This is a genomic window from Salinarimonas sp. NSM (genome assembly GCF_052380005.1).
In the GTDB taxonomy this organism is placed as follows: Bacteria; Pseudomonadota; Alphaproteobacteria; order Rhizobiales; family Beijerinckiaceae; genus Salinarimonas.
Genome location: NZ_JBQTCJ010000029.1, coordinates 25,513 through 39,276, shown reverse-complemented (window position 1 = coordinate 39,276; position 13,764 = coordinate 25,513). Strand labels below are relative to the sequence as shown.

Genomic DNA, 13,764 nt, shown 5'->3' with positions numbered 1-13,764 from the left:
CTCAGCTGCGGTCGGTGGCGGACGAATGGGAGAAGACGGTGCGGGGACCGAGCATGCCGGGCGTCTCGAGGCCCGGCGCCGGACGGCGCGCCTGGCGCACCTTCGCCGCGAGCGAGTCGACGCCGCATTCGGCGGTCGCCGCGCCTGGGCCGAAGCGGACCTCCTCCTCCTCCCAGACTCGGTCGAGGGCCTCGAGGTCGTCGGGGTCCGTGTCCTCGATCTCCGCCAGCGCCTCGAAGGACGAGGCCTCGGGCGCCGAGGCCGCCAGCGCCACGAGGGCGGAGAACACCGCGGCGTAGGGGCTCTCCTTGCGCGCAAGCCGCTCGCGCAGGGCCTCGAAGACGTGCGCCGGCTCGGCGAGGAGCGCGCGGGCGTCCTCGCGCGGCAGGGTGGAGGCGTATTCGAGGAAGAGCGGCAGGTAGTCCGGCAGCTCGGTCGAAACGATCTCGAACCCGGCGGCGTCGTAGAGCGCCTTGAGGTCCACCATCGCCTGGCCGCGGTCGCGGCTCTCGCCGTGGACGTGCTCGAACAGGTTGAGCGAATGCGCGCGAGTGCGGTCGAAGAGGAGCACGTACCGCTCCTCGAGATCGTAGAGGTCCTCGTGCGCGAGGCCGGAGAGCAGCGGCTCCAGCGCGGCGCGGGACGCGGCGTCGAGGGCGGCCTCGACGGCGATGCCCTCGCGGATGGCGGGGATCGCGCGTACGAGCTCGCGGCTCGGGTAGCCGAGGAGCGCGGAGAGCGCCTTCAGGGTGAGCATGGCCGTGATCCTCTTCTCGCAGCCGCCCTCAGGCGACCTCCATCGGGGTTTTGCCCTGCTTGCGGGTCTTCGCCCCGAACAGGCCGGTCGTGGTGTCGCCGCCGGAGCAGCCGTTGCCGAAGGAGAAGCCGCACGAGCCGCGCAGGTCGTAGGCGTCCTCGAGGCCCATCTCGCGATGGCTGGTGGGGATCACGAAGCGATCCTCGTAGTTCGCAATCGCCATGATGCGGTACATCTCCTCGATCTGCGCGCCCGAGAGCCCGACCCGCCCGGCGATGGCCTCGTCGAGGACGCCGTCGATGGTCTTGGCGCGCATGTAGGCGCGCATGGCGAGCATCCGCTCGAGGCCTGTCACCACCGGCTCCTCGCGGCCCGCGGTCAGCAGGTTGGCGAGATAGCGCACGGGGATGCGCAGATTCTTCACGTCCGGCATCTCGCCGTCGACGCCGATCTTGCCGGCCTCCGCGGCCGACTGGATCGGCGAGAGCGGCGGCACGTACCAGACCATCGGCAGCGTGCGGTACTCGGGGTGGAGCGGGAAGGCGATCTTCCACTCCATCGCCATCTTCCAAACCGGTGAGCGCTTGGCGGCCTCGAGCCAGGCGTCCGGGATGCCCTCCTCGCGCGCCTTCGCGATCACGCGCGGGTCGTTCGGGTCGAGGAAGACCTTGAGCTGCGCCTCGTAGAGATCGCCCTCGTCCGGGGTCGAGGCGGCCTCCTGGATGCGGTCCGCGTCGTAGAGCACGACGCCGAGATAGCGGATGCGGCCCACGCAGGTCTCGGAGCAGACGGTCGGCATGCCCGCCTCGAGGCGCGGGTAGCAGAGCGTGCACTTCTCCGACTTGCCGCTCTCCCAGTTGAAGTAGATCTTTTTGTAGGGACAGCCCGAGACGCACATGCGCCAGCCGCGGCACTTGTCCTGGTCGATCAGGACGACGCCGTCCTCCTCGCGCTTGTAGATCGCGCCCGAGGGGCAGGCGGCGGCGCAGGTCGGGTTGAGGCAGTGCTCGCACAGCCTCGGCAGGTACATCATGAAGGTGTTCTCGAACTGGCCGTAGATCTCCTTCTCGACGCCCTCGAAATTGGCGTCCTTGGAGCGGCCGGCGAACTCGCCGCCGAGGATCTCCTCCCAGTTCGGGCCCCACTCGATCTTCTGCATGCGATCGCCCGTGATCTTCGAGCGCGGGCGCGCGGTGGGGAAGGCCGAGCCTTCGCGGGCGGTCTGGAGGTGCTCGTAGTCGAAGTCGAAGGGCTCGTAGTAGTCGTCGATCTCGGGCAGATCGGGATTGGCGAAGATGTTCGCCAGCACGCGCCACTTCGAGCCGATGCGCGGCTCGATGTCGCCCGAGGCCTTGCGGCGCCAGCCGCCCTTCCACTTGCCCTGGTTCTCCCAGTCCTTCGGGTAGCCGATGCCGGGCTTGGTCTCGACGTTGTTGAACCAGGCGTATTCCATGCCTTCGCGGTTCGTCCAGACGTTCTTGCAGGTCACCGAGCAGGTGTGGCAGCCGATGCACTTGTCGAGGTTGAGAACCATCGCGATCTGAGCGCGGATCTTCATGGCTTGTCCCCTTCGCGCGGCGGCCACACCGGGCTCGTCTGCGCTTCGTTCGTCGTGACTGGGGTAGCCTGGAGCGGGTCCAGGCAAAACTCGGATCATGCCCCTAAGGGCGGCCCCGGAGCCGCGCGGCGCGGGCTCCGGGGCGCTCGCGGATCACTCGGCCGCGACCGCCGGCACCGGCTCGTCGTCCAGCCAGTCCACCTTCGCCATCTTGCGCACCACCACGAACTCGTCGCGGTTGGCGCCCACGGTCCCGTAATAGTTGAAGCCGTAGGACAGCTGCGCGTAGCCGCCGATCATGTGCGTGGGCTTGAGCACCGCGCGTGTGACCGAGTTGTGGATGCCGCCGCGATTGCCGGTGATCGTCGACCCGGGCGTGTTCACGATCTTCTCCTGGGCATGGTACATCATGCACATGCCGTCCTTGACGCGCTGGGAGACCACCGCGCGGGCCGAGATCGCGCCGTTGACGTTGTAGACCTCGATCCAGTCGTTATCGACGAGGCCGGCCTTCCCGGCGTCGTTCTCGGAGATCCACACGACCGGCCCGCCCCTGTTCAGCGTGAGCATCATCAGGTTGTCGGAATAGGTCGAGTGGATGCCCCACTTCTGGTGCGGCGTGATGAAGTTGAGCACGATCTCCGGCGCGCCGTTGGAGGCGACCGAGCCTTGCACCGGCTTGATCGTCTTCATGTCGATCGGCGGCCGGTAGACGCAGAAGCCCTCGCCGAAGGCGCGCATCCAGAGGTGGTCCTGGTAGAGCTGCTGGCGGCCCGTCAACGTCCGCCACGGGATCAGCTCGTGGACGTTCGTGTAGCAGGCGTTGTAGCAGACCTTCTCCGATTCCAGCCCCGACCAGATCGGCGAGGAGATGATCTTGCGCGGCTGTGCGACCACGTCGCGGAAGCGGATCTTCTCGTCCTCCTTCGGGAGCGCCAGGTGGGCGTGCTCGCGGCCGGTGAAGGTCTCGAGCGATTCCCAGGCCTTGACCGCGACCTCGCCGTTCGTCTCCGGCGCCAGCATCAGGAGCACCTCGCAGGCGTCGATGGCGGTCTCGATCTTGGCCAAGCCCTTCGTCGGCCCCTCCTCCGTGACGACGCCGTTGAGCGCCTTCAAGGCCTCGACCTCGTGCTCGGTGTTCCAGGCCATGCCCTTGCCGCCGTTGCCGACCTTGGTCATCAGCGGGCCGAGGGACGTGAAGCGCTTGTAGAGGTTCGGGTAGTCGCGCTCGACGACCGTCACCTGCGGCATCGTCTTCCCCGGGATCGGCTCGACGGCGCCCGTCTTCCAGTCGTCGACGTCGAACGGCTGGGCGATCTCGCCGGGAGTGTCGTGCAGGATGGGGGTCAGCACGACGTCGGTCTCGACGCCGAGCACCTCGGGCGCGACCTCCGAGAACTTCTCGGCCAGGCCCTTGTATATGTTCCAGTCCGACCGGCTCTCCCAGACCGGGTCCACCGCCGCGGTGAGCGGGTGGATGAAGGGGTGCATGTCCGACGTGTTGAGGTCGTCCTTCTCGTACCAGGACGCGGTCGGGAGCACGATGTCCGAGTAGACGCAGGTCGTCGACATGCGGAAATCGAGCGTCACGAGCAGGTCGAGCTTGCCCTCCGGCGCCTCGTCGTGCCAGACGACTTCCTTGGACTTGAGCTTGCCTTCCGCGCCGAGATCCTTGCCGAGCACGCCGTGCGTGGTGCCGAGCAGGTGCTTGAGGAAGTATTCGTGCCCCTTGCCCGACGAGCCGAGCAGGTTCGAGCGCCAGACGAAGAGGTTACGCGGCCAGTTGCGCGGGTTGTCCGGGTCCTCGCACGACATCTTCAGCTCGCCGGACCCGAGCCTCTGCGCGACGTAGTCCTTGGGCGAGAGGCCCGCGGCGGTCGCCTTGGCGGCGATGCCGAGCGGGTTCTCCTCGAGCTGCGGCGCGGAGGGCAGCCAGCCCATGCGCTCGGCGCGGATGTTGTAGTCGATCATCGCACCGTCCCACGGCCCGGCGGGCGCGGTGGGGGAGAGGATGTCCTTCACGTCCATCGTCTCGTAGCGCCACTGGTCGGTGTGGGCGTAGAACGCCGACGTCGAGTTCTGCTGGCGCGGCGGCCGGCTCCAGTCGAGCCCGAAGGCGAGCGGCGCCCAGCCGCTCTGCGGCCTGAGCTTCTCCTGGCCCACGTAATGCGACCAGCCGCCCCCGGACTGCCCCACGCAGCCGCACATCACCAGCATGTTGATGGCGGACCGGTAGTTCATGTCCATGTGGTACCAATGGTTCATCGCCGCCCCGATGATTATCATCGAGCGCCCGTTGGTCTTCTCGGCATTGCGTGCGAACTCCCGCGCGACCGTGACGATCTGGTCGCGCGGGACACCGGTGATCCTCTCCGCCCACGCCGGCGAATACGGCGCGTTCTCGTCGAAGCTCTTCGCGACGTCAGCGCCACCGAAGCCGCGGTCGACGCCGTAATTGGCCAGGAACAGGTCGTAGACGGTGGCCACCAGCGCCTCGCCCTCGGCGGTCGCGATCGTCTTCACGGGCACGCGGCGCTCGAGCACGCTCGCATGCGCGTCGCTCTCGAAGTGCTCGTGCGCGATGTTGCCGAAATACGGGAAGGCGACGTCCTCGAAGCCGTCCTGCGCCCCCGCGAGCGAGAGCCGCAGGTCCACCGGCGCGCCGTCGGCGCGCTTGGCCTCGAGGTTCCACTTGCCCGTCTCGCCCCAGCGGAAGCCGACCGAGCCGTTGGGCACCACGAGCTCGCCGGTGGACTCGTCGAGAGCGAGCGTCTTCCATTCCGGATTATTGGTCTCGCCGAGCCCGCCATCGAGGTCGGATGCGCGCAGGAAGCGCTCGGGCACGAGCTTGCCGTCCTGACGCACGAGCCGCACCAGCATCGGCATGTCGGTATAGCGCTTGGCGTAGTCGACGAAGTACGGCACCTGCCGGTCGACGTGGAACTCCTTCAGGATGACGTGGCCCATGGCCATGCCGAGCGCGGCGTCCGTGCCCTGCTTCACCGACACCCACATGTCCGCGAACTTGGAGGCCTCGGAATAGTCGGGGCAGATCACCACCGACTTCGCGCCGCGATAGCGCACCTCGGTGTAGAAATGCGCGTCCGGCGTGCGGGTCTGGGGCACGTTCGAGCCCCACAGGATCAGGAAGCCGGAATTGTACCAGTCGGCGCTCTCGGGCACGTCGGTCTGCTCGCCCCAGGTCTGCGGCGAGGCCGGCGGCAGGTCGCAATACCAGTCGTAGAAGGACATGCAGACGCCGCCCATCAGCGACAGGTAGCGCGCGCCGGCGGCGTAGGACACCATCGACATGGCCGGGATCGGCGAGAAGCCGAAGACGCGGTCCGGGCCGTAGGTCTTGACCGTGTAGGCGTTCGCCGCCGCGATCATCTCGTTGACCTCGTCCCAGGTCGCGCGGACGAAGCCGCCGTGGCCGCGGATCGAGGTGTAGGCCTTGCGCTTGGCCGCATCTTCCTGGATCGAGGCCCAGGCGGCGACCGGCGTGCGGATTGCGCGCGCCTCGCGCCACAGGCGCAGCAGGCGACCGCGCACCAACGGGTGCTTCACGCGGTTGGCCGAGTAGAGGTACCAGGAGTAGGAGGCGCCGCGCGCGCAGCCGCGGGGCTCGTGGTTCGGCAGATCGGGTCGCGTGCGCGGGTAGTCCGTCTGCTGCGTCTCCCAGGTGACGATCCCGCCCTTGACGTAGATCTTCCAGGAGCACGAGCCCGTGCAGTTCACCCCGTGGGTGGAGCGCACGACCTTGTCGTGCTGCCAGCGCTTTCGGTAGCCGTCCTCCCAGCCGCGATCCTCGCGGGTGGTGATGCCGTGGCCGTCCGAGAAGGCCTCGTCCTTGCGGGTGAAGAAGGTCAGCCGATCGAGAAAGTGGCTCATGAGGGTGGTCCTCTCGGGTGTCTCTGGCGAGGCTCGAACGGCGCGCGACGGGCGCGGGAGTCTCGACTGGAATGAATCTCGGGTACGCGACTGTGGTAGCCCGGGGGCGCGCGCGCCGACATTCAGATGCGCTCCATAAGGGCTTGCCCCGGGAGGGTTTTCCACCCTCCCCGAGGCTGCATCAGCAGGGCGTCGCGGCGCCCCGGCGGGCGTACATCCACCAGTTCAGGGCGACGTTGAAGGCGAAGAACACGGCGAGCCCGTAGAAGACGACGTTCGGGTTGCCGTAGGCGGCGAAGGCGCCGGCGAACATCATGCCGAAGACGAAGGGGCCGTAGGCCGCGATCGCCGCGGTGAAGCCGATCACGCCACCGGCCTGGCGGGGCGGGAAGATCATCGGCATCTGCTTGAAGGTCGAGGCGTTGCCGACGCCCGAGAATGCGAACAGGCCGAGCATGGCGATGATGAAGTACGGGAACTGCGCCATCGAGTCGGGCGTCGTGAAGGTCGGGATCGAGGCCGCACAGGCGACCATGCCGAGGCCCGCGACCTGGGTGACCTTCGCCCCGCCGAACCGGTCCGAGAGGGGGCCGCCGACGACGCGCAGAAGCGAGCCCACGAGCGGGCCCAGGAAGGCGAAGGCGAGCGGGTCGGGTGCGTTCTCGAGGCCGCCGTAGCACTTGGCGATGAGCAGCGGGAAGGTGCCCGCGAGCCCGGCGAAGGCGCCGAAGGTCATCATGTAGAGGCTCGTCATCGACCAGGTGTGGCGCGAGCGGAAGATGTCGAGCTGCTCGCGGAACTTCGCCGTCACCGGCACGCTCTTCAGGAAGGCGAGCGCACAGAGGCCGAAGATCGCGATGAAGGGGATGAACACCGCGGTGGCGTTCTGCAGGTAGACGGGCGTCTCGACGCCGTTCTTGGTGAGCACCTGCGCCTCGCCGAGGAAGGTCGCCCCGCCGAAGAGCGTCACCGTGATGATCCACGGCGTGACGAACTGGACGACGGAGACGCCGAAATTCCCGATGCCGGCCTGGATCGCGAGGGCGGTGCCCTGGAGGCGCTTGGGGAAGAACAGCGACGTCGACGGCATGAAGGACGAGAAGTTCCCGCCGCCGAGCCCGGCGAGGAAGGCGAGACCCATCAGGATCGCGAAGGGCGTCTGCGGGTTCTGCACCGCGAAGAACCAGCCGACCGCGGGGAGGAGCAACGAGAGCGTCGACCAGCCCACCACGGCGCGGGTGCCGTAGATCGGCGTGAGGAACATGTGCACGAGGCGCAACGTGCCGCCGGCGAGGCCGGGCATCGCCGCGAGCCAGAACAGCTGGCTCGTCGAGAGCTGGAAGCCGATCGCCGGGAGGCGCACGACGAGCGCCGAGACGAGGAACCAGATCACGAAGGCGAGCGTCAGGTTCGCCGTGGTGATGGTGAGCGTACGCCAGGCGAGGCGCGAACCGCCGGCGGCCCAGAAGGCCTCGTTCTCCGGCTCCCAGCGCGAGAGCCGATCGCCGCGCGACTCGGGTCCCGATTGGTGGTCCTGCGGCTTCACGGGTGTGGCTGCGACGGACATGGGTCCGATCCTTCCTTGGGAGGAGTGCGAGTGGGCGGGCCGAGGCGCTCCGAGCGCACCGGCCCATCGGGGATCATTCGGCGGGCGCGGGTGTGCCGGCGGCGCCGCTCGAGATGCGGGCGAGCGTCGCGCGAAGATCGTCGAGGCTGCCGAAGCGGGCAGTGACGGTGAGGCCTTCGCCCTTCTCGACGACGGCGACCTTCTGGGAGCCGGCGAAGACGAGGGCGAGCTCGGCTTCGGCCTCCTTGCGGCGGCGCGCCTCGAGCGCGATCGCCTCGTCGACGGAGGAGACGAGGTACTCGTCGCCGAAGCCGCCCTGCGGCTCCTTCAGCCAAATCAGGCAGACGAGCCAGGAGACGAAGGCGCCGGCCGCGATGATGAAGAAGAACTGGCTCGGCGTGACCATCGTGAAGACGAAGAGGTAGAACACCGCGCCGACATTGCCGTAGGCGCCGGCCATGCCCGAGATCTGGCCGGTGACCCGGCGCTTGATCGAGGGAATGATGCCGAAGGTCGCGCCCTCCGCGCCCTGCACGAAGAAGGAGCAGAAGATCGTGATGGCGATGGCGACGATCAGCGGCCAGCTCGAGTTCATCAGGCCCATCAGGCCGAAGCCGACCGCGATGCCGAGCATGTAGGACAGCATCACGAACTTGCGGTTCCCGAACCGATCCGAGACGAGCCCGCCCATCGGCCGCGCGAACAGGTTCACGAAGGCGAAGGAGGAGGCGATGATGCCCGCGACCGCAGCGTTGAGGCCCCAGGTCTGCTCGAAGAACAGCGGCAGCATCGACACGACGGCGAGCTCCGCGCCGAAGTTGGCGAAGTATGTCGTGTTGAGTGCGGCCACGCTCTTGAAAGGATAGCGGTCGTCCGCGGGCACGCCCTTCTTGAGGATCGGCACGTTGACGCGCAGCACCTGGAAGATCTGGTAGAGGATGACGACGATGATCGCGGCGTAGACGAAGCTCGCGGTCATGCCGTCGAGATAGCCCATGTCTTCCGTGCGCCACACGAGGATCGCCAGGATGCCGACCATCGGCACGGTGAAGAGGACGAGGAGCGCGAGATCGCCCCAGGTGCTCACCTCGAGCGCGGCCGCCTTGCGCGGCTTGCGGTGGCTGTCCGGGTGCGGGCCGTCGGTGAGCGCGAACCAGTAGAATACGCCGTAGCCGGCCATTACGACGCCCGAGAGCGCGATCGACCAGCGCCAGCCCTCGTCGCCGCCGAACAGCGTCAGCGCGATGGTGGGCAGCGTCATCGCGGCCGCGGCCGAGCCGAAATTGCCCCAGCCGGCATAGAGCCCCTCGGCGAACCCGATGTCGCGCGGCTTGAACCAGAGCGCGACCATGTGGATGCCGACCACGAAGCTCGCGCCGATCGACGACAGGACGAGCCGCGAGACGAAGAGCTGCTCGCGCGTGTCGCCGAAGGCGAAGGCGAGCGCCGGGATCGCCATCAGCACCATCAGGATCGAGAACACGCGGCGCGGGCCGAAGCGGTCGAGCGCCATGCCGACGATGATGCGCGCCGGGATGGTCAGCGCCACGTTCGCGATGGCGAAGAGCTTGAGATCCTCCGACGTCAGCCAGTCCACCGAGCGCAGCATGCTCGACGCCAGCGGCGCCATGTTGAACCAGACATAGAAGGAGATGAAGAAGGCGATCCAGGTCAGGTGGAGCGCCCTGATGTCCCGGTTCTTGAACCGGAAGACGTCGGAGACTTGCATCGGACGAGAGCCTTATGGAAGGCGGCGGCCACGCACGGGCGTGCGGCGTGTCGTCAGGGGGCGGGAACGATCATCAGCGGGCACTGGACCCGACGCGCCAGGAAGGCGCTCACCGAGCCGAAGGTCATGTGGTCGAACTCCTCGACCAGCGCGTCGATCTTCGAGGCGAGGAAGCCCTTGTCCGGCTTGTGGCTGTGGCGCGCCATGACGAGGAGGTCGGGATGGCGCTCCTGCGTCGCGCGCAGGATCATCTTGCGCGCGTCGCCCTCGGCGATGAGGACGCGGGTCTTGAGCCCCGCGGCGGTGAGCTCCGCGGCGGCGGCCTCGGCGCCGGCACGCTGCTCGCGGTACTGCTCATCGAACATGTCGTCGGTCGCGCTCGTCGCGGAGCCGACGTCCTCGATGACGGAGATCAGGGTGATCTCCGGCTTGGCCTCGGCGAACATCGACTTCACCGCCTCGAGGGCGATGCGCGCATTGCGCGAGTGGTCGTAGGCGAGCATCAGGTGCATCGGTGAGCTCCGCGCGGGACGAACGTCCTCTCGGCCAGGGTGCGCGGACGATGTCACGAGAAAGCCGGTTTGGAACTTGACTTAAGTCAAGTCGGTGGCCGCGACCTGGCATGCTCGCGTCAGTACCTAAGGAAGGTCCCTTAGCCACGGCAACGGAATTTTCGGCTTCATGGCGGCTCGCCTCGCGCATCTAATCGGATGTGCAACAGCCTGCGTGCTTGATATTTGTCGTTCGGCCGAGATGCTGGCGGCGATCGGCCGACCTGGAGAAAGCCAGCTTGAACGAAGTAGCCTCACCCGCCTGCTCGCTGCATCTCGCGGATCCATCATACGCGGGCCTCGATGAGGAAGCCCTCGCCCGAGCCTACTGGCGTGCGCGACGCGGCAGCCGTCGATGCCGTCGCGGGGTGGCCGACCTCGTGGCAGCGGCCGAAGCACGACGCCGCAGGACGTTGCGGCTCGCCAGGCCCGATCGGGCCTGACGATGTCTCGTTGCGCCGGCGCAGTTCACCTGCAGCGCAAGGTGGACAGGTGCGTGCCGGGCCTTTCTCCATGCTACGGGCGAGGAGGTGCCGGGCGCCGCCCGACGATTCGGGCCGACCGTGTCAGACAGGCAGGCGCAGCGCCTTCGGCCCGACGCCCAGCCCGATCATCAGGCTCTCCGCGATGCGCTGTGCGCGATCGGCGAAGAAGGCAGCCCCATCCGGCGAGCAGACGTCGCGCGCGGTCGCCTCGAACAAGGCGAGCCAGCGGGCGAAGATCGCCTCGTCGAGATCCATGCCGCGATGCGCGACGTGCGGCTTGCCCTGGTAGCGGCCGGTCCCGCGCGCCACGGAGGACCAGAAGTCCACCATCTTGTCGAGATGCGCATCCCAGCGCCCGGCGAGGCGGTCCTCGAACACGGGGCCCAGCACCGAGTCCTCGCGCACGCGGCCGTAGAAGGCGTGAACCAGGCGAGCGACGTCCGCCTCGGAAATCTCGGCCGCCGGCTCGACGAGCCGAATGCGAGTATCGGTCACGGCGTCCTCCGAAGACAGGCGCTGCGGATGCCGCTTCCATCTACGCCTATAAAAAGGTACTGTCGATACCTGTTTCCACGGACACGCCGCGATGAAGCTCACCCTGCACACCGACTACGCCCTGCGCATGCTGATGACGCTCGCAGTCCTGGAGGGCCGCGTGGTCTCGATCGAGGAGCTGGCGCGTCGGCACCGCGTCTCGGAGAACCACCTGCGCAAGGTCGCGCAGACGCTCGTCCGGATGAGGCTCGTCGCGAGCGTGCGGGGGCGCGCCGGCGGCCTGCGGCTCGCCGTCGATCCCGCGGGCGTGCGTATGGGTGGCGTCGTGCGCGCACTGGAAGAGGACCTCGCCCTCGTCGAGTGCCTCGGCGAGGGCCCGTCCTCCTGCGCCCTCGCCGGTACCTGCCGCCTGACGGGCGCGCTGGCGCGGGCGCTCGACGCCTTCTTCGCCGAGCTCGATCGCCTCACGCTCGCCGAGCTCGCCGGACGCGGCCCGGCGATGCGAGCCAGGCTCGGGCTCGAGGAGGCCATCGCCGCACCCTAAGGGCTACTCCGGAATTGGCGGGCGGCGCGGTCTCGCCCAAAAACAGGTAACGGCAATACCTCTTTCAGGAGACCGCCATGGTCGCTCTCGACGTCTCGCACGCTTCGCGCGCCGCCCGGCTCGGCAAGCCGAAGGCGGAGGGCATGCGCGGACGGGTGACGCCACAAGCGGTCTCGGGGCGCTACCGCCGGATCAAGTGGGGCGTGCTCGTCGCCTGTCTGGGCCTCTACTACGCGCTGCCGCTGCTGCGCTGGGACCGCGGCCCCGGCCAGCCGGACCAGGCGGTCCTCCTCGACCTCGCGCATGTGCGCGCCTACCTCTTCGGCCTCGAGCTGTGGCCGAGCGACGTGATCCTGGTGACGGGGCTCCTCGTGGTCGCCACGCTGGTCCTCGTCCTGGCGAACGCTCTCGCCGGCCGGGTCTGGTGCGGCTATCTCTGCCCGCAGACGGTCTGGACCGACCTCTTCCTGCTCATCGAGCGGCGCATCGAGGGCGACCGCCGCGAGCGGCTGCGCAAGCGCGAGGGGCCGCTCACCGCGCGCCGCATCCTCGAGATCGGGGCGAAGCACGCGCTCTGGCTCCTCGTCGCGGTTCTGACCGGCGGCGCCTTCGCGCTCTATTTCGCCGATGCGCCGACGCTGCTCGTCGGCCTCGCCACCGGCGCGGCACCGGCCGCGACCTACGGCGCCGTCGCGGCGCTGACGCTGACCACCTATGTTCTCGCCGGTCACGCTCGCGAGCAGGTCTGCACCTGGATGTGCCCCTGGCCGCGCCTGCAGAACGCGATCTTCGACCCGAAGGCGCTCTCCGTCGTCTACCGCGACGCCCGCGGCGAGCCGCGGCTGCCGGCGAAGCGCGCGCTGGAGCGTCGGGGCAAGGGCGAGGCGGCCGGGGATTGCGTCGACTGCGCGCAATGCGTCGCGGTCTGCCCGATCGGCATCGACATTCGCGAAGGGCCGAATTTCGCCTGCATCAATTGCGGCCTGTGCGTCGACGCCTGCGACGGCGTCATGACGCGGCTGTCGCGCGCCCGCGGGCTGATCGCCTACGCTCCGTGGGAAGCCGTCGAGGCCGAGCGGGCCGGCGAGACCGCCCCGCCGTGGCGCGCCTTGCGACCGAAGACGCTCGCCCTCGCCGCTGGCATTCTCGCCGTTGCCGGCGCGATGATCGTCACGCTGGCGCTGCGGACGGACCTCGCCATCACCTCGGTCCACGACCGCAATCCGGCGGCGGTGCTGCTGACAGACGGACGCGCGCGCAACGGCTACGCCGTGACCGTGGCGAACAAGTCGCTGGAGGAGCGCACGCTCGTGCTCTCGGTCGAGGGCCTGGCGGACGCGGAAGTCTCCATCGTGGGAGCCGACCCCGAAGGCCGCGTCGTGCTCGAGGCCGGAGCGCGGCGTCCCCTGCGCGTCCTCGTCAGCAGCGGTGCGCGGCAGAAGCGCGACATTGCGATCGTCGCCGCGGACGTCTCGACTGGAGCGACACGCCGCACCGCCGATGTGTTCGTGCTCCCGGCCCGATGATCCGAGGAGGAGAGCGCATGGCCACCGGCCTGCTTCTGCGCGCGCTCGGAACCTGCGCCCTCGCGCTGGCGGCGTCCGGGCTCGTCCTGCCGCTCCTGCCGACGACGCCCTTCGTGATTCTCGCCGCCTGGTGCTTCACCCGCGCGAGCCCGGCGCTGGCGGCCCGCCTGCGCGCGCACCGACGCTTCGGGCCGGCCCTGCGCGCATGGCAGGACGAGCGCGCGATCGCGCCGAAGGCGAAGCGCGCGGCGTTCATGGCGCTCGGGATCTCCTACGCCATCGCCGTCGCGACCATGCGCGATCCGGCCATCGCGGTCGTGCTCGCGGCGCTGTTCGTCGCACTCGGCGTCTTCCTGGCGACGCGGCCGGCACCGACGCGCGGCGGACCCTCTCCCGACGGGCGACATGCTCGGGCGCGCAGGGGGGCGAGCCGGGATCGGCTCCCGGCTTCGCATCCATCATGGCCGAGCGAGTGCCGAAGAGCGTCGACGGTGCGTCACCCGCTCGAGCCCGATGCACGGACATCTCCGGTCAGCCGAACACCAGCCCACCGTCGACGACGAGGTTCTGGCCCGTCACCGCACGCGCCCATGGCGAGGCGAAGAAGAGAACCGCGTCCGCGAGCTCCTCGGGCGCCGTCACGCCGCCCGAGCGGCGTCTG

Annotated in this window: 10 protein-coding genes and 1 pseudogene; 3 read left to right on the top strand and 8 right to left on the bottom strand. The window is 68.8% G+C overall.

Translation table 11 applies throughout. The features are described 5' to 3' along the window. Position 1 precedes the first annotated feature (1 nt). The 7 genes from narJ to ACTZWW_RS12100 form a co-directional block, all read right to left on the bottom strand. On the bottom strand, positions 2–757 hold the full coding sequence (narJ, locus tag ACTZWW_RS12130) for a nitrate reductase molybdenum cofactor assembly chaperone (protein ID WP_444781212.1): 756 nt from the start codon (positions 755–757) through the stop codon (positions 2–4). A gap of 28 nt (positions 758–785) precedes the next feature. After that, the gene (gene narH, locus ACTZWW_RS12125) at positions 786–2,315 is read right to left on the bottom strand and encodes a nitrate reductase subunit beta (RefSeq protein WP_444781211.1); all 1,530 of its coding nucleotides are present in this window, start codon (positions 2,313–2,315) and stop codon (positions 786–788) included. A 153-nt stretch (positions 2,316–2,468) separates the two neighbouring features. Beyond that, positions 2,469–6,206 carry a nitrate reductase subunit alpha gene (locus tag ACTZWW_RS12120; protein WP_444781210.1) on the bottom strand — a complete coding sequence of 1,246 codons (3,738 nt, stop codon included), beginning with the start codon at positions 6,204–6,206 and terminating at the stop codon, positions 2,469–2,471. A 181-nt stretch (positions 6,207–6,387) separates the two neighbouring features. After that, positions 6,388–7,773 (bottom strand): MFS transporter, encoded by a 1,386-nt coding sequence (locus ACTZWW_RS12115; protein ID WP_444781209.1) that lies wholly within the window; start codon positions 7,771–7,773, stop codon positions 6,388–6,390. 73 nt (positions 7,774–7,846) lie between these two features. Continuing rightward, entirely contained in the window at positions 7,847–9,502 is a 1,656-nt protein-coding gene (locus tag ACTZWW_RS12110; protein ID WP_444781208.1) for an MFS transporter, read from the bottom strand. Positions 9,503–9,555: 53 nt separating this feature from the next. Continuing rightward, complete coding sequence (locus ACTZWW_RS12105; RefSeq protein ID WP_444781207.1) at positions 9,556–10,014, bottom strand: universal stress protein; 459 nt, start codon at positions 10,012–10,014, stop codon at positions 9,556–9,558. Positions 10,015–10,619: 605 nt separating this feature from the next. Then, on the bottom strand, positions 10,620–11,033 hold the full coding sequence (locus tag ACTZWW_RS12100) for a group III truncated hemoglobin (RefSeq protein ID WP_444781206.1): 414 nt from the start codon (positions 11,031–11,033) through the stop codon (positions 10,620–10,622). Between the two features lie 91 nt (positions 11,034–11,124). Between ACTZWW_RS12100 and ACTZWW_RS12095 the strand changes: the two genes are divergently transcribed. The 3 genes and pseudogenes from ACTZWW_RS12095 to ACTZWW_RS12085 form a co-directional block, all read left to right on the top strand. Beyond that, positions 11,125–11,577 carry an RrF2 family transcriptional regulator gene (locus ACTZWW_RS12095; protein WP_444781205.1) on the top strand — a complete coding sequence of 151 codons (453 nt, stop codon included), beginning with the start codon at positions 11,125–11,127 and terminating at the stop codon, positions 11,575–11,577. Positions 11,578–11,654: 77 nt separating this feature from the next. Beyond that, a complete protein-coding gene (gene ccoG / locus ACTZWW_RS12090; RefSeq protein ID WP_444781204.1) occupies positions 11,655–13,103 on the top strand; it encodes a cytochrome c oxidase accessory protein CcoG in 1,449 nt (482 codons plus the stop codon). Then, positions 13,100–13,459, top strand: a pseudogene (locus ACTZWW_RS12085) (YbaN family protein); the annotation flags it as partial. The gene ccoG and the pseudogene ACTZWW_RS12085, both read left to right, overlap by 4 nt. Before the next feature lie 175 nt (positions 13,460–13,634). On the opposite strand, the gene ACTZWW_RS12080 reads toward ACTZWW_RS12085, so the two are convergent. Beyond that, positions 13,635–13,745, bottom strand: coding sequence for an SDR family oxidoreductase (locus ACTZWW_RS12080; RefSeq protein ID WP_444781203.1), 111 nt, complete (start codon positions 13,743–13,745; stop codon positions 13,635–13,637). Positions 13,746–13,764 lie beyond the last annotated feature (19 nt).

What these genes read in the sequence shown, in the direction of transcription:
- narH (WP_444781211.1), bottom strand. Translation starts at nt 2,315, where the DNA reads ATGAAGATCCGCGCTCAGATCGCGATGGTTCTCAACCTCGACAAGTGC.
- ACTZWW_RS12110 (WP_444781208.1), bottom strand. Translation starts at nt 9,502, where the DNA reads ATGCAAGTCTCCGACGTCTTCCGGTTCAAGAACCGGGACATCAGGGCG.
- ACTZWW_RS12120 (WP_444781210.1), bottom strand. Translation starts at nt 6,206, where the DNA reads ATGAGCCACTTTCTCGATCGGCTGACCTTCTTCACCCGCAAGGACGAG.
- ccoG (WP_444781204.1), top strand. Translation starts at nt 11,655, where the DNA reads ATGGTCGCTCTCGACGTCTCGCACGCTTCGCGCGCCGCCCGGCTCGGC.
- ACTZWW_RS12115 (WP_444781209.1), bottom strand. Translation starts at nt 7,773, where the DNA reads ATGTCCGTCGCAGCCACACCCGTGAAGCCGCAGGACCACCAATCGGGA.
- ACTZWW_RS12095 (WP_444781205.1), top strand. Translation starts at nt 11,125, where the DNA reads ATGAAGCTCACCCTGCACACCGACTACGCCCTGCGCATGCTGATGACG.
- ACTZWW_RS12105 (WP_444781207.1), bottom strand. Translation starts at nt 10,014, where the DNA reads ATGCACCTGATGCTCGCCTACGACCACTCGCGCAATGCGCGCATCGCC.
- narJ (WP_444781212.1), bottom strand. Translation starts at nt 757, where the DNA reads ATGCTCACCCTGAAGGCGCTCTCCGCGCTCCTCGGCTACCCGAGCCGC.